Annotated in this window: 14 protein-coding genes and 1 tRNA gene; 4 read left to right on the top strand and 11 right to left on the bottom strand. The window is 68.5% G+C overall.

The window, feature by feature from the left end:
* Window positions 1-13: 13 nt before the first annotated feature.
* The 6 genes from DOE79_RS19360 to DOE79_RS19335 all read right to left on the bottom strand — a co-directional run bounded on the left by DOE79_RS19360 (window position 14) and on the right by DOE79_RS19335 (window position 7,465).
* Window positions 14-844, bottom strand: coding sequence for an alpha/beta fold hydrolase (locus tag DOE79_RS19360; RefSeq protein ID WP_120339892.1), 831 nt, complete (start codon window positions 842-844; stop codon window positions 14-16).
* The gene (locus tag DOE79_RS19355; RefSeq protein ID WP_120339891.1) at window positions 841-2,571 is read right to left on the bottom strand and encodes an ABC transporter ATP-binding protein; all 1,731 of its coding nucleotides are present in this window, start codon (window positions 2,569-2,571) and stop codon (window positions 841-843) included. The genes DOE79_RS19360 and DOE79_RS19355 overlap by 4 nt, the downstream gene beginning before the upstream one ends.
* Window positions 2,568-3,500 carry an ABC transporter permease gene (locus DOE79_RS19350; protein ID WP_120339890.1) on the bottom strand — a complete coding sequence of 311 codons (933 nt, stop codon included), beginning with the start codon at window positions 3,498-3,500 and terminating at the stop codon, window positions 2,568-2,570. Before DOE79_RS19350 ends, DOE79_RS19355 begins: the two co-directional genes overlap by 4 nt.
* A complete protein-coding gene (locus DOE79_RS19345; RefSeq protein ID WP_245977025.1) occupies window positions 3,497-4,582 on the bottom strand; it encodes an ABC transporter permease in 1,086 nt (361 codons plus the stop codon). Before DOE79_RS19345 ends, DOE79_RS19350 begins: the two co-directional genes overlap by 4 nt.
* Complete coding sequence (locus DOE79_RS19340; RefSeq protein ID WP_245977024.1) at window positions 4,572-6,251, bottom strand: ABC transporter substrate-binding protein; 1,680 nt, start codon at window positions 6,249-6,251, stop codon at window positions 4,572-4,574. The genes DOE79_RS19345 and DOE79_RS19340 overlap by 11 nt, the downstream gene beginning before the upstream one ends.
* 128 nt (window positions 6,252-6,379) lie before the next feature.
* Window positions 6,380-7,465: a LacI family DNA-binding transcriptional regulator gene (locus tag DOE79_RS19335; RefSeq protein ID WP_120339888.1), complete on the bottom strand. Its 1,086-nt coding sequence runs from the start codon at window positions 7,463-7,465 to the stop codon at window positions 6,380-6,382.
* A 197-nt stretch (window positions 7,466-7,662) separates the two neighbouring features.
* Between DOE79_RS19335 and DOE79_RS19330 the strand changes: the two genes are divergently transcribed.
* A complete protein-coding gene (locus DOE79_RS19330) occupies window positions 7,663-8,112 on the top strand; it encodes a hypothetical protein (protein ID WP_120337737.1) in 450 nt (149 codons plus the stop codon).
* A 35-nt stretch (window positions 8,113-8,147) separates the two neighbouring features.
* Window positions 8,148-9,134, top strand: coding sequence for a DDE-type integrase/transposase/recombinase (locus tag DOE79_RS19325; protein WP_120337736.1), 987 nt, complete (start codon window positions 8,148-8,150; stop codon window positions 9,132-9,134).
* 59 nt (window positions 9,135-9,193) lie between these two features.
* On the opposite strand, the gene DOE79_RS19320 is transcribed toward DOE79_RS19325, so the two are convergent.
* The 4 genes from DOE79_RS19320 to DOE79_RS19305 form a co-directional block, all read right to left on the bottom strand.
* Window positions 9,194-10,696: a DUF2252 domain-containing protein gene (locus tag DOE79_RS19320; RefSeq protein WP_120339887.1), complete on the bottom strand. Its 1,503-nt coding sequence runs from the start codon at window positions 10,694-10,696 to the stop codon at window positions 9,194-9,196.
* A gap of 102 nt (window positions 10,697-10,798) precedes the next feature.
* Window positions 10,799-11,539, bottom strand: a complete 741-nt coding sequence (locus DOE79_RS19315; protein WP_120339886.1) for a M23 family metallopeptidase — start codon at window positions 11,537-11,539, stop codon at window positions 10,799-10,801.
* A 66-nt stretch (window positions 11,540-11,605) separates the two neighbouring features.
* Window positions 11,606-12,124: a peptide-methionine (S)-S-oxide reductase MsrA gene (msrA, locus tag DOE79_RS19310; protein WP_066596517.1), complete on the bottom strand. Its 519-nt coding sequence runs from the start codon at window positions 12,122-12,124 to the stop codon at window positions 11,606-11,608.
* A 184-nt stretch (window positions 12,125-12,308) separates the two neighbouring features.
* Window positions 12,309-12,384 (bottom strand) — tRNA-Lys (locus DOE79_RS19305).
* Window positions 12,385-12,502: 118 nt separating this feature from the next.
* Here DOE79_RS19305 and DOE79_RS19300 point away from each other — a divergent pair.
* Together DOE79_RS19300 and DOE79_RS19295 are read left to right on the top strand one after the other, a co-directional pair.
* Window positions 12,503-13,318 (top strand): inositol monophosphatase family protein, encoded by an 816-nt coding sequence (locus tag DOE79_RS19300; protein ID WP_245977023.1) that lies wholly within the window; start codon window positions 12,503-12,505, stop codon window positions 13,316-13,318.
* Window positions 13,319-13,365: 47 nt separating this feature from the next.
* Window positions 13,366-13,896 (top strand): septum formation family protein, encoded by a 531-nt coding sequence (locus tag DOE79_RS19295; RefSeq protein WP_245977022.1) that lies wholly within the window; start codon window positions 13,366-13,368, stop codon window positions 13,894-13,896.
* Between the two features lie 37 nt (window positions 13,897-13,933).
* On the opposite strand, the gene DOE79_RS19290 is transcribed toward DOE79_RS19295, so the two are convergent.
* On the bottom strand, window positions 13,934-15,196 hold the full coding sequence (locus DOE79_RS19290; protein ID WP_162942858.1) for a GAF domain-containing protein: 1,263 nt from the start codon (window positions 15,194-15,196) through the stop codon (window positions 13,934-13,936).
* Between the last annotated feature and the right edge of the window lie 47 nt (window positions 15,197-15,243).

The following is a 15,243-nucleotide window of genomic DNA, read 5'->3' as shown; positions in this document are numbered from 1 at the left end:
ACAGGCGGAAAAATCAGCTGGTGGATGCCCAGAACTCGTCGAGAAGCGCGGCCGTGAAGCCGGGGTTGTCGAGGTTGGGCAGGTGGCCGGCGTCGGGGATCACCCGGTACCGGGCGCCGAGCTGCTCGGCCATGAGCTTCTGCGCCGGGATGGGCCAGGCGTCGTCGGTGTCGCCGTGGGCGACGAGGGTCGGCACCCGGGTGGCCCGCGCGGCATCGGTGGAGTCCGGGGTGGACTGCAGGATGCGGATGCCGCCGAGGATGCTGTCGACCGAGGAGGCGATCAGGCGGTCGCGCACGAACTCGTCGTCGGCGGTGAGCGGGCTGCCCGCCGGGTGATCGAGCGCCCAGACGGCCAGGGTGCCGTGTTCGGCCACCAGGGCGGACTCGCTCTCGTGCGCACCCGCCCGGCCGCCGGGGCCGGAGCAGAGCATGGTGAGGTCGGTGAATACCGCCGGGCTCCGCAGCAGTGCCGCCCGCGCGACGAGGCCGCCCAGGCTGTGGCCCACCAGATGCACGGGGCCGCCCTGGCCGACCTCGTGTGCGACAGTGACGGCATCCGCCGCGAAGTCATCGAGCAGGTAGTTCTCGATGCCCACGGGGGCGGCGGAGTCGGCCTGGCCACGCTGGCTGTAACTCACGACTTCCCAGCCGTGCGCGGCGATGAGCGGGAGGAGCAGTCTGAAGTCCTCCTTGGAGCCGGTGAACCCGGGCACCAGCAGGGCCACGCCACGGCGAGGGCCCTGCGGCCGCACCCGGAAAGCCGTCAGCGGGCCGGCCGCGGTGTCGACGGCGAAGTGCTCGAGCTCAGGGGCCAGGTCCAGGGCCCCGAACGGGGCCGTCACGCGACGACCTTGCGCGGGTTGGGGATCGCGTCGAGCAGCCGGATCGTGTAGTCGTCCTGCGGATTCTGCAGTACGTCGGCGGTGACGCCGCGCTCCACCACCGCTCCCCCGTTGAGCACCATGATGTTGTCGGTGACCACCCGGGCCGAGAGCAGGTCGTGGGTGATGTAGAGCAGGCTCACCCCCCACTGCTCGCGCAGGTCTTCGAGCAGGGCCAGCACGCCGGCGCGCAGCGACACGTCGAGCATCGAGACGGGCTCATCGGCGATGATGACCTGCGGGTCGCTGGCCAGCGCTCGGGCGATGACCACGCGCTGGCGCTGCCCGCCGGAGAGCTGGTGCGGCAGCTTGGCCGCGAATTCCTCCACCGGGTTCAGTCCGACGATGTCGAGCAGTTCGAGCACCCGGCGACGGGCGTCGGTGCCGGTCAGGCCGGTGAAGTTGATCACAGGGCGGGTCAGCGCGTACTCCACGGTGTGCAGCGGGTTGAGCGCAGAGTACGGGTCCTGGAAGACCATCTGCACGTCGCGGTGCAGCCGGCGGAAGTGCCGGCGGTTCAGCTTTCCCACGTCGAGGTCGCCGAAGCGGATGCTTCCGCTGGTGGGCTTCTCCACCGCCGTGATGAGCTTGGCGATGGTGGACTTGCCCGAGCCGGAGGCCCCAACCAGGGCCAGTGCGGCGCCGGGTTCGAGGGTGAACGACACGTTGTCCACGGCGCGCACGGGCGCCTCGCCGCGGCGCGGCGCGGGGTAGATCTTCGAGACGTTCTCGACGACCATGGCGTGCTGGTCGGTGCGCCGGGTGCGCGGCGAGACCGTGGGCGTGTGGGTCGCGCCCTCTGCCCGCTCAGCACCGTCGGCCTTGCGCTGCTGCCGGTCGGCGAAACCGGGCAGCTCCACGATCTCGGCCCGCGGGTCGGCGTAGTGCGAGAGCAGCATCCGGGTGTACTCCGCCTGCGGGTTCTCCAGGATCTGCCGGGCCGGCGCATCTTCGACGATGCGGCCCTCGTGCATGACCATCACCCGCTGGGCGGATTCGAGCACGATCCCCAGGTCGTGGCTGATCAGGATGGCGGTGAAGTTCTCGCTCTTCTGCAGCTCGATGATGGTGTTCATCACGGCGTGCTGCACCAACACGTCCAGGGCCGTGGTGGGCTCGTCGAAGACCATCAGCTCGGGTTCGAGCGAGAGGGCGAGGGCGATGGAGACCCGCTGCCGCATGCCGCCGGACAGCTCGCCGGGGAACCTGTCGAGCACCTGCGGGGTCAGTTCGACCTTGCCGATCAGCTCGGTGGCCCGTTCCGTCCAGCGGCTTCTCTCGACGTGTCCGTGGGCGCGGAAGATGTCGACGAAGTGATTGCGGATGCTGCGCACCGGGTTCAGCGCGTTCATGCCCGACTGCAGCACCATGGCGATGCCGCCGTGACGTTGCTCGCGCAGCTGCTCGGCGTCGAGGCTGGCGATGTCCTTGCCGCCGAAGAGGATACGGCCCTTCTCGATGTGCGCCGGCGGCTTGGAGAGGCCGGTGAGGGCGAAGCCGAGGGTGGACTTGCCCGAGCCGGATTCCCCCACCAGGCCGACGAACTCGCCGTGGGCCAGCCGGAAGGAGACGTTCTGCACGGCCTTGGTGGCGTTCTCGCCGTAGCCGTAGTGCACCGAGAGGTCGTGCACCTCGAGCAGAATGGTATTGCCGGCGGGAGGGGTCTGGCTGAACGGTGTCGGGGTCATTTCTTGGTTCCTTCCCGGAGGCGGGGATTGCTGATGCCGTCGACGCCGAAGTTGATCAGGGTGAGGGAGGTGGCCAGCAGCGCGATGCAGAGGCCGGGAGCGAACAGGAGCGCCCACTGCCCGGTGAGCAGGGCGTTGGAGTTCTGCGCCCAGAAGAGCATGGTGCCCCAGCTCACCACGGTGGAGTCACCGAGGCCGAGGAACTCCAGGCCGGCTTCGGCGAGGATCGCCGCGGTGGCGGCGCCGAAGAAGTTCCCCACGATGAGCGAGGTCATGTGCGGCAGGATCTCGCGGAAAACGATGCGGAAGGGCCGTTCGCCGCTGAAGACGGCAGCCGTGACGAAGTCGCGGGAGCGCAGGGACTGGGTCTGGCTGCGCAGCACCCGGGCGCCCCAGGCCCAGCCGGTGATCACGACGACCACGATGATCATGCCGATGCCGCCGCCGGAGAGGTACGCGGCGATCACGATCATGAGCGGCAGGCCGGGGATGACGAGGAACAGGTTGACGATGAAGTTGATCACGTCGGCGCCGAACCCGCGCACGTAGCCCCAGCTCAGGCCGATCAGCACGGCGATGATCGTGGAGAGCAGGCCCGCCACGAGGCCGACGAAGATGCTGATCTGGGCGCCGTAGAGCAGCTGGCTGAGCACGTCTTCGCCGGCGGCTGTGGTGCCCAACCAGTGGGCTGCGCTGCCGTCGGCGCTCCGCTCGAAGCCGGTCTCCCTGGCGCCGTACGGGGCGATCAGCGGCGCGAAGATGGCCAGCAGGATGAACACGGCGAGCATGACGAGGCCGATGCGGGCCTTGCCGTTGCTCCACACCGTGGAAGCAACGCGGAGAACGACCTTCCAGGGCGACGGCGCCGCGTCGATCGGGGTGCGGGGCGCGCGGATGGCGGCGGTGGTGGGAGGCAGTGAGGTGGTCATCGTCGGGTCCTCGGGTCCAGCACGCCGTACAAAATGTCGACGAGGAAGTTGGCGATGAGCACGCTCACGGTGATCATCAGGAAGAGTGCCTGCATCAACGGGTAGTCCTGGTTGGTGACGGCATTGAAGAGCAGGTAGCCGATGCCCGGGTAGCCGAAGACCTGTTCCACCAGGATCGAGCCGCCCACCACACCGCCTAACGCCAGGCCGAACGAGGTGAGGTTGGGCAGGATGGCGTTGCGGGCGGCGTAGCGTAGGGCGATGGTGCGGGGCTTGAGGCCGTTCGCCTCGGCGAAGGTCACGTAGTCGTCGCCGAGGGTGGAGATCATGGTGTTGCGCATGCCCAGGATCCAGCCGCCGAGCGAGGTGATCAGGATCGTCAGTGCCGGCAGCACCCCGTGGTAGAGCGCGTCGCCGAGGAATTCGAACGAGAGGTTCGGCGACGACGTGGGCCCGTAGGCACCGGAGGTGGGGAAGAGCCGCAGTACGTAGCCGGCGAAGAAGAGCAGCAGCAGGGCCGTCCAGAAGTACGGGAAGGCGCTCATGAACGAGCCCACCAGGGTGGGCACGCTGTCCAGCCAGGTGCCGCGCTTCCAGGCCGCGAGCACGCCGAGCAGGGTGCCCAGGATGAAGGCGACCACGGTGACCAGGCCCACGAGCACGAGAGTGTACGGCAGTGCGGCCGAGACCAGCTCGCCGACGCTCTGCGGGTAGAAGGTGTACGAGATGCCGAAGTCCAGCGTCACCACCTGGTGCAGGTAGGCGACGTACTGCTCCAGGATGTTGCCGGTGGGCACGCCGAGCTGGGCTTCGATGGCGGCCTTGGTGGCCTCGGTGACGGGTCCGTTCTGGGCGAGCTTGGCCAGTGCGGCATCCGCGGGGGTGCCGGGCATCAGTCGCGGCAGCAGGAAGTTGACCGTGACGGCCGCCCACAGGGTGAGGGCGAACAGGCCGAGCTTGCGGGCGACGAACACGCTGCCGCGCAGCAGCGGGCTGGGCGCGCGCGCCGCATCCGTCGGACTCAGACCCGCCGGGGCGAGGCTCTCGGCGCCGCGTGGCGCCGCCGTGGTGCTAGTCATCATTGACCTTCTTCAGGTGGGTGAGAACGAGGAGGGGGGTGGATTCGTAGGTCTTGGGCGACGCATACGGGTCGTCGGCGCTGGGCCAACCGGTGAACTTCGCGTCGCTGAACAGGCCCCAGGAGCCGCCGTAGTACAGGCTGATCGACGGGATCTGGTCGTAGACGACTTCCTGCAGCTGGTTGGCCAGGTCGGCCTGCACCGCGGGGTCGAGGGCAACCTTGTACTCGGCGAGGATCTCGTCGACGGCCGGGTCGCTGAAGCGTTCGAAGTTGTTGCTCGCCTCCTCGCCCACGGGCTTGACCCATTCGCTGGAGAGCAGGTTGTTGAAGTCACGGAAGGTGTTGCCGGTGCCTCCAGTAGCGCCCATGGCGAGGTCGTACTCGCCGTTGCGGAGCGCCAGGGTGTACGCGGCGGGCTGCGGCGAGGCGACCTTGACGTCGACGCCGATCGCGCCCCACTGCTTCTGCACCTCCTGCACACCCTTGAGCCAGTCGTTGTATCCGGCGGCGGTAGTGATGGTGAGGCTGAGCTGGGCGCCGGACGCGTCCACCAGCTTGCCGCCCTGTTGCGTGTACCCCGCCGCGGCGAAGTAGTCCAGCGCCTTCTGGGTGTCCTGGGTGATCAGGCCGGAGTCCGGGATATCGGGGTTGAGCACATCCGCCTGGTTGGGCAGCAGGATGTTGGTCTGGCCGGCCGGGTCCATGTACCCCTCGGCGGCGGCATCGCCGACCATGCCGCGGTCCAGCGCCGTGGACAGGCCCAGGCGCACGTTGACGTCGTTGAACGGCGCCTTGGTGAGGTTGGGGAACAGGGCGATGGTGCCGCCCGGCGGGAACCAGTAGGTGTTCTGGTTGCCCGCATCCACCCAGGCGCCCTCGACGTCGCTGATGAACGAGTATGCCCAGTCGTAGCCCTTGGTGGCCACGTCGAGCTGGGTGTTGGTGGCCGGCAGGATCAGGTGCTCGGCGGCGACGGTGTCGGCCTGCCAATAGTCCTGGTTCTTGTCGACGGTGTACTGCTGCGGGGCGAAGTTGCCCAGCGTGTACGGGCCGGTACCGACAGGGTCGGGGTTCCGCCAGGTGGTGGGGTCGTCGACATCCGCCCAGATGTGCTCGGGCACGATGAGGGTGGTGGAGGCGATGAGCTGCGCGGCGGGCACGTCCGGTGCGGTGAGGCGCACCGTGACGGTGTCGTCGCCGACCTCGAAGGTGTCGATGTAGCTCCAGATGCCCTGAAGGTCGAGCGACGGGTTGTCCTTGAGGAGCTGGAACGTGAATCCCACGTCGGCCGCGGTGAAGTCTTCACCGTCTGACCAGGTGACGCCGTCGCGGATCGTGAACACGATCGTGGACGGGTCGGGCTGGGTGTACCCGGTGGAGAGCCACGGGTGTTCTTCGCCAGTGAGGTTGTCGAGCACGATGAGCGGCTCGTACATGTAGAACGCCGCGACCCGCTTGTTGATCATGAACGGGTTGAAGTTCTTCTCGAACAGCGGGGAGCCGTTGTCGGCGGCGACGAGCATGGTGTCGTCGGGGATGGACGGGTCGGGCGCGCTCTGGATCTGGATACTGCACGCGGCGAGCGTGGAGGCGGCGACGGCCATCGCCACGGCGGCGAGGGTGCGGGCCAGCGGCCGGGACCTGCGCCGAGATCGAGTGGGTTGCATCATTACTACCGGTATTCCTCAGTCGTCGTTGAGCTGATCGCGTCGGGGGGACGCGTGATCTGATTCGAGTGTATGCGCATACATTCGTGGAATGCAAGCAGAATCTCTGGGGAACCGGTGGCGCCTGGGACTCAGACGCGCGGGCAGCTCTGCCGCAGCACGACCTCGACGGGCAGAGTGAACGCCTGCGGTTCGAGGCTGGGGTCGTCGAGCCGGGCGGTGATGGCGTGCACGGCGGCGCGGCCGAGCTCCACCATCGGCTGGTGCACCGTGGTGAGGCTGGGGCGGGAATGCCGGCCGGCGGTGATGCCGTCGAACCCGGTCACCAGAATGTCGTCAGGCACCCGGATGCCACGCTGCTCGAGCACATCGAGCACACCCAGTGCGGTCTCGTCGTTGGAGCAGAGGATGCCACGCGGGTGCGGCCCGGCGAGGATGCGCGCGGCCGTGGCCCGGCCGCCGTCGCGGGTGAAGTCGCTGCGGAGGATCCGCACGCTGCTCTCGGCCACGCCGGAGTCGGCCAGGGCGTCGCGGAAGCCGGCGAGGCGTTCGGCGTCGTCGGGCGAGTCGGTGGGTCCGGCGATGTAGACCACATCGTGCACACCGTGGGACTGCAGCACGTAGTTGGCCAGGGTGCGCATTCCGGGCCCGTTGCTGGCGCTGACGTGGTCGAACTCGTCGGCGCGTTGGGCACCGGCCAGGATCACGACCGGGATGCGCCGGGCCACGTAGGCGAGCAGTTCGTCCGGTACCGTGCGGGCCAGCACCGCCAGCCCGTCGACCCGGCCGGCGATGTCGGTGACCAGGGCCTCGCGGGTATTGCCGCGCCCGGCAGCCACCATGAGGGCGAACCCCCGGCGCCAGGCCTCGATCTCGGCACCGCGCAGGACCTCGTCGAAGTAGAGGTTCTCGGCGTCCGGCGCCCCGGCCGGATCGTCGTCGACGATGGGCACGGTGTCGCCGCGCGCCGAATCGACCGGCTGGTCCGGCACCGTGTCGTCGTGGCCGGGGAAGAACAGGCCGATCACATTCGTACGGCGCGCGGCGAGCCCGCGGGCCGCGGCGCTGGGCACGTAACCGAGGTCGTTCACGGCCGCGAGTACGCGTTGCCGGGTGGGCTCGCGTACGGTGTCGGGCGACCGAAAGACGCGGGAGACCGTGGCGATGGAGACGCCGGAACGCTCGGCGACGTCGTAGACCGTGGGTACCTTCGCCACGTTGTCTCCTCGTCGCCTCGGGATTGCCGCTGAAGTTGTCGCGGAGCCGCCGCCGCTGCGGGGTGTCCTGCCATCGTACGGCCGCTACCGTTCCCGTTCCGGACATTTGCGTCCGGCGCACCCTGAGTGTCAGCCTGTGGTGAGACAAATCATCGTTTCATCACGGGCCGGCAGAGGGCGGGGAAGAGGACATCCAAATGGAAATGTCAGAAGTCCAAACCCGGCTTACTCGGAAGCATCATTTCACGTCTGCTGAGCGCCTCGCGATTCTTGCGCAGTGGGAGCAGTACGCGTCGACGGGCGCGGAGGTCGGCGCGAAGTCCGCGTTCTGTCGCCGAGTCGGGATCGACGTTAGGTCGCTGTCGCGGTGGAGTCAGGAGAAGCGGCAGGGCCTGCTGGTCGAGACGGAACAGCGGCAGACTAAGTACGTGTTGACGAAACAGGAGCGGATCGAATTTCTGCGGCTGCAGAAGGAAAACGCGATCCTCAAAGCCCAGTTGGAGCAGTCCGAGAGCGCGGTGGAGGTGTTGGGAAAAGCCTCAGAGCTCTTGTCCGCGCTGGCCAAGAGCTCACAAATCCGCACCCCGCCGCTGCCGGACGAGCCAGCGATCCCGGCCGCGTTTCGGAAGCCGAAACCCACCGAGTAGCGTTCGAAACAGTCGTCGACCTGACTGCTGTGGGGATGCCGGTGGTGCGGGCCTGCGCGTTGGTCGGCTACTCGCGGGCATCGTTCTATCGGCACCGCAGCCCCCGCGCCCGCCTGGCCGCGCCGATCCCGCAGAAGGACCGGCACCAGCCAGCCACGCTCTCCACTGCGGAGAGCGCGCAGATCCTGGCGCTGATCAACACCCCTGAGTATGAGGGCTTCTCGATCTGCCAAGCGTTTTACCGGGCCTGGGATGCGGGTGTTTACCTGGCGTCGAAGTCTTCCTGGTACCGCGTCGCCCGCGCGGCCGGGCAGGTCCACGAGCGCCGCCGGCAGGCTGAGGGGTCGCCGAAGAAGATCCCCGAGCTGGTCGCGACCGCCCCGTCACAGGTGTGGTCCTGGGACATCACCAAGCTCAAGACCACGATCCGGGGCCGCTACTTCCACCTCTACGTGATCATGGACATCTACTCCCGCCGCGTCGTGGGCTGGCGGCTGGAGGCCTACGAGGATGGTGACCTCGCCGAAGAACTGATCCAAGAAGCGGTCACCGCGAACCACGGCGTCGCGCCGAACTATCTGCACTCGGATAACGGTGCGGCGATGGTGAGCACACCGGTGTCCTTGCTGCTGGAGAAACTCGGCGTCGATAAGTCCTTCTCACGGCCCAAAGTCTCCAACGATAACCCCTACAGCGAAGCGTTATTTAAGACCGCGAAATACGATCTCGCATTCCCCGAGATCTTCGCCACGACCGATGACGCCCGCGCCTACTTCGGCTGGTTCTTCCACGAATACAACCAGAACCACCGCCACTCCGGCATCGCCTGGAACACCCCCAACGACGTTCACTACGGCCGCACCGACCGAGTGACCCGTCGCCGAAGCCAGGTCCTCAACACCGCATTCAGAACGCATCCGGAACGCTACGCCCAACACCCCAAGCCCCCGGCCCTACCGGGCCGGGTATGCATCAACGACCCCCGCCAAAAACCCAAACCCAACCTGTCTCAAACAGGTTGACAAATACCGCGCACCGGCCGCAAGTGTCCGCTCGGGCAACATTCGTGGCCGGGAGCAGCTCAGACGCCGCTGCGGGCGACCAGCCGGCCCGTGCGCACGGCGTCGAGGAACAGCTGGTAGTCCAGATCGTTCTGGTCGGCATACCTGTAGGCGAAATCGGTGACGGCTCGATCGAACTTGTCACTGCCGCCCAGATAGGCGGCGATGGCCACCGGATCGCCAGAGCGGGCGTGCGCCCTGGCCAGGGTCCAGCCGCAGGCATGCGCATAGAACGTCATCCCCATGGGAACCATCGCCTCCACGACCACTGACCACTTCATGTCCCGCAGCTGACGCCAGTACAGGTACCGGTCGGCCTGCATCCCCTTCGTCCAGCCCAGGAAGATATCGCTGGCGGCCTGCATCATCCGCTGCCCCTGCACCACCCGTTCACCGGGCTGGTCGTACACGCTGCGGGGTAGGTGGTCTTCGAGAACGGATGCGGTCGCCTCCTTCACCTGCAGGAACAGCGGATCCTGCTCGTCGCGCCCCTGGAGCAGGGCGATGAAGGCCCGGTTGCCGACGCTGCCCACACCCACCACTTTGTGGGCCACATCGACCACCTCGAATCGCTCCAGCAGCTGGCGCCGGTCGTCCTGCAGGGTCTGACGGTACGACACCAGTTGCTCCCGGACGGCGGCCTCGGCTTCCTCCGCGCTCAAGCCGAAGGTTTCGGCAAGGTCCCGCACCGGGATCACGATCGGCGGCTGGCTGATGATCCGGTAGCGACCGTCGACGAACTCGGCGAGTTTGGCCAGCGCCTGCAGGCTGTCCCGTGAGCGCGCTTTCGCCGCGTTCTTCAGGGCGTTCTTCTCGAGCGTCTTCGAGGCTTTTTTGGCCACCTTGCCCTTCTGGTTGGCCCTGGCCATGTCCATGGCGTCCATCAGCTCCTGCTCGGACATCCGGGCGTACCAGATGTCCAGGGTGCCCATGCCGGAGAACTGGGTCATCGCCTCCCGGTAGGAGCGCACCGCCTGCAGCGTCACCTCGCGAATGTCCGACGAGGAGAAGCCGTTGTTGCGAGCGGCGATCGTGAAGCTCGCCGTCATGCGCAGCACGTCATATTCGAACGGGCCCGGCAGCGTCTCGTCGAAGTCATTGAGATCGAACAGGAGGTGGCGTTCCGGGGAGGCGAAGATCCCGAAGTTGGACAGGTGGGCGTCCCCGCAAAGCTGCACGATGAGCCCGGCCCGCGGGGTGTCCTTCAGGTCGGCGGCCATGATCTTGGCGGCGCCCCGGTAGAAGGTGAACGGTGAGACCATCATGCGACCGTGCCGCACAGGCACCAGGTCGGGCACCCGGGTGAGGTTCTGCTCCTCGAGGAGCGCGACCGGGTCGGGGCGGTCGTCCGCCGGCTGCCAGCCTCGATGGCTGGACACCGGCGTGGCCTTGCGTGCGGACTTGCCGCGGGCGGTCCGCTCGGCCACGCTCGGATGGTCCACGCGGGATTCTTCGTCGGACTGCGCCTGTTCGGACTGCGACTGTTCGGACTGCGACTGTTCGGACTGCGCCTGTTCGGTCATCTCGGCTCTCCTCCTCGGCGTCGGAGCCTGCACCCGCGGCGGAACCCACCGGCGCGCGGAGACCCATGCTTCACGCCACGATTGCCCGGGTTGCGGAGGCTGTCAACGCTCTCGCGCGGTGGAGTCGGGTGGCGGGTCGACCGGACGTGCCTCGACGAGGGCGCCCTCACCGGGGATGCCGACGTCGTACGAGCGGGGCTGCGCGGAGCCACGCCGCCATTCCCGGTAGCCCCGGAACGCCACGGGCACGCCCCGCGCGACCGTGAGGTCCGCGCTGTCCATCACCTGCAGGTGCACATGCGGCTGGGTGGAATTCCCCGAATTGCCGCACTGGGCCAGCGGCTGGCCCACCCGCACACCGTCGCCTGCGACGACCCGCACCGAACCGCTCCTCAGGTGCACGAGCGCCACGAAGCCGGCGCCGTCGGCCAGGGCGATGACCACGTGGTTTCCGGCGATGGCCGGCACGCCCGCACGGAGCCGGCTCGCCTGCCCGAGCGCGTAGGGCACCAGGCTGAGTTGCGAGCGACGGGCCTCGTGATCGGGCTCACCGTCGTGCGCCGCGACGACGATTCCGTCCGCCGGCGCGAGGATCGGCCGGCCGAAGCCGACGAAGCGTTCGGCCGGTTCGGTGCCGAAGAGGGTGCCCCAGTCCCTCACTGCGGCGCTACGGCCGCGCTCGTCGACGCCGATGAAATCGATGGCATAGCGCTCCCCCAGCAGATCGGTGCCGTGGCTGGGGATGCGCCGGGCGGGGCTGTTGCGTGCCAGCCACCGCCCGGCGAACGGCAGCGCGAGCACAACCGGCCGATGGGCCGGGTCGCGCCACTCAGCCCCGGTCATCCGCCCAGAATAGACCGGCCCGGTCGTGATGAACACGACCGGGCCGACAGAGGTGGCGCAGTGAAGCTAGTTCGCGACCTGCTCGCGACGCGGCAGCACCCAACCCGGCCGCACGAAGTGGCAGGTGTAGCCGTTCGGGTAGTTCTGCAGGTAGTCCTGGTGCTCGGGCTCGGCGAGCCAGAAGTCGCCGAGGGGCTCGACCTCGGTCACCACCGGGCCGGGCCAGATGCCGGATGCGTCGACATCCGCGATAGTGTCGCGTGCGACGCGCTCTTGCTCGGCATCCGCGAAGAAGATCGCCGAACGGTAGCTGCGGCCGCGGTCGTTGCCCTGCCGGTCCTTGGTGGACGGGTCGTGGATCTGGAAGAAGAACTCCAGCAACTCGCGGAAGCTGGTGCGCTCGGGGTCGAAGGTGATCTCGATGGCCTCGGCGTGGTCGCCGTGGTTGCGGTAGGTCGCGTTCGGGGTGTCGCCACCCGTGTAGCCCACGCGGGTCGAGATAACGCCCTCGCGCTTGCGCACGAGCTCCTCGACGCCCCAGAAGCAGCCGCCTGCCAGTGTCGCCGTCTCAGTGGTTCCGCTCATAGTGTCTCTCCTTGATCGTGGACGCCGTGATCGTGGACGTTCCCTCGACACAACGTGCCGGCGCCCCGGCCTGTTCCTGGCTTCCGCCACACACAGCGTGCTCTCAGTTTATTGGCCTGCGCAGAGATCGCGACCGGGTACGAAAAAGCCCGGCCGCATGACTGCGACCGGGCTTTTTCTTGTGTGGTGCACCCCCCCGGACTTGAACCGGGAACCCGCTGATTAAGAGTCAGCTGCTCTGCCAATTGAGCTAGAGGTGCGTATTTCAGGCGGCAGGACTTCCCCCGCCGACATGAGACATTACCACCAGATTCGCGCCCGGCGCCAATCGAGGGTTGCCGCCCGGCGTGTCGCGCTCGAGTCACTATTCTGGGGAGCGTGATCGAGACCCCGCAGCCCACCCTGTCCGATGACCTCACCCTCGCGCTCGAGCTGGCCGACGCCGCCGACGCGATCTCGATGGCCCGCTTCGAAGCGCTCGACCTGGTCGTCACAACCAAGCCCGACCGCACCCCGGTGACGGATGCCGACCAGGCCGTCGAGCGCGCCATCCGCGCCCTCCTGGCCGAGCGGCGCCCCGCCGACGGCATCCTCGGCGAGGAGTTCGGCACCGCGGGATCCACGACCCGGCAGTGGATCATCGACCCGATCGACGGCACCGCGGGGTTCCTGCGCGGCATCAGCATCTGGGGCACCCTCATCGCGCTCGCGATCGACGGCGTACCGGTGCTCGGCGTGGTCAGCTCCCCCGCCCTCGGCAAGCGCTGGTGGGCCGCCACGGGTGGCGGCGCCTGGTCGACGGATGCCCGTTTCCCCGATGCTCCGCCCGCCCGCCTGGCGGTGTCCGGCGTGCAGGACCTGGCAGATGCCTCGCTCAGCTACGGCAGCATCCAGCAGTGGGATCAGGCCGGCAAGCTCGACGAGCTGGTCTCGCTCACCCGCCAGGTGTGGCGCACCCGCGCCTACGGCGACATGTGGTCGTACATGCTGCTCGCCGAGGGGCACCTCGACATCGCCGCCGAATACGACCTGCAGCCGTACGACATGGCCGCTCTCGTGGCCATCGTGCAGGAAGCAGGCGGGCGCTTCACCTCGGCCGACGGGCAGGACGGGCCGTTCCACGGCAGCGCCCTGGCCACCAACGGCCACCTGCACGCCCTCGCCCTCGAGGCCATCTCCGGCCCGAGCGCCTAACCGCCCGACCGACACCCCATCACCGCGACGAGCACCGGGATCGATCCGTGACGACAGCCGCCATCCGCCGCATCGGCGTCACCCTGCTGGTGCTCGGTGCGCTCACCGGCCTGAGCGGCTGCAACGGACTGGGCGGCCTGATTCCGGGCGCTGACGACCTCGACGACGGCACGACCGGGCTCATCCCGGATGCCGGCACCGACGTTTTCAGCCTCGCCGTGGGCGACTGCCTCGACGGCCTGGACGGCGACCTGCACGCGGGCGTGGCGACGGTGCCCTGCAGCGCCGGTCACGATTGGGAGGTCTACTCCCTCACCGCCCTGGACAGCACCGAGTTTCCCGGTGACGAGTTTCCCGGCACCGACGTCATCGTGGCCGAGGCTGAAGAACGCTGCGGGGCCGCCTTCGGCCCCTTCGTGGGGCTGCCGGAGGCCGAGGCCACCAGCTCTGACCTGGGCTACACCTACGTCACGCCCACCGAGGGCGACTGGGCCGAGGGCGGTCACCGCACGATCGTGTGCCTCATCGGCGACATGGCAGGCCCCGTGGCCGGAACGCTCGCCGGCGCCGCGCGCTAGCCGCACCGAGCCGAGGGGTCGCGTCCAACCCCGAGCGTCAGGCCCCCAGGCCGGCGGGCTCGTCGCCGGCCGCCGCACCTGCCGACTGCCAGAGTTCGTTCTGCAGCAACAGCGCGAGTTCGCGCAGGAGCACCACGTCCACGGCCTCCTCGGTGCGCGGCTCCTGGTCGTACACGCACAGAGCGCCGATGCGTTCGCCGGACGGTGCCTCGATCGGAAACCCGGCGTAGAAGCGCAGGCGGGGGCCAGCGACGACGAGGGGGTTGTCGCGGAACCTGTCGTCGAGGAGGGCATCGGGCACGATCAAGGCGGCCGGCTCGAGCACCGTGACGGTGCAGAAGGAACTGCTGCGAGGAATCTCGGTGGTGCCCAGCCCGACGACGGACTTGTGCCATTGGCGGTCGCCGTCGAGCACCGTGAAGGCGGCAGCGCTGGTGCCCAGCGACCGGCTGGCCAGCTCGACGATGCGGTCGAACCGTGCCTCAGGCGCGGTGTCGAGCAGGTTGAGGGACATCAGCGCCCGGTGCCTGGCCTCCTCGATCTGGTCGGGGGTGCGTCCCTGTGCCTCGGCCGGCGGCAGGGCATGCGCATTGCGGCCGCGCGGGTCCAGTGGCAGGGCCATGCTGCCGGCGAGGGCATCCGCCCAGAGGTCGTAGTCGGATGCCGACCGGAACCGGCCGGCCGTCGAGACGGGCGTCGCCGGCAGCGACACGAAGGTGACCCGCTCGCGGCCCGCGCAGAAGTCGGCGCTGGCGGCGTTCAGCACCAGGACCTGAGTTCCCGCCCAGCGGCCGAACGTGGTGTCGAACACGGGAGCCGAGGACATCGGCTCGATACCGGCCAGGAAGATCTCGATGCCCAGGGAACTGGATTCCTGGATGCGGTCGACCAAGCGGCCCAGCCCGATGACCCAGGATCGCGTCGAGGTGAGGCGCGCCGCGTCACCGATGCCGAGGGTGAGGACAACGGCGTCGTAGCGCCAGAGGTTGGCGAAGTCCACGTGATGCGCCGCCGAGTGCACCATCATGCTCGACTTCGCGCTCACATCGACATCGGCTCCGCGGCCGGTGCGGGCGGTGAGAGCTCGCGCGAGGGCGCCCGGCAAGGCCAGCGAATGGCTGAGCACGCCCCAGCCCACGGCGGAGCCGCCACCGACGATGAGGATACGGTCGCTGTCGATGCCGGGCGAATGGGCCTGGGGGGCGTCAGTGGGCCTCGGGATGCCGGCGAAGCGGCGTTCGATGGCGGCCGCCCAGGCGCGGAGTACGGGGACCATCGCCCACCGACTGAGTTCGCGCACGGGACTCCCTCACCGGACGAGGCGGCGCACCCCACCCCGGGCGCACA

The sequence above is a fragment of the Cryobacterium soli genome (assembly GCF_003611035.1).
GTDB lineage: Bacteria > Actinomycetota > Actinomycetes > Actinomycetales > Microbacteriaceae > Cryobacterium > Cryobacterium soli.
The sequence above is the reverse complement of the archived record's forward strand: the minus strand, read 5'-3'. Positions and strand labels throughout refer to the sequence as shown.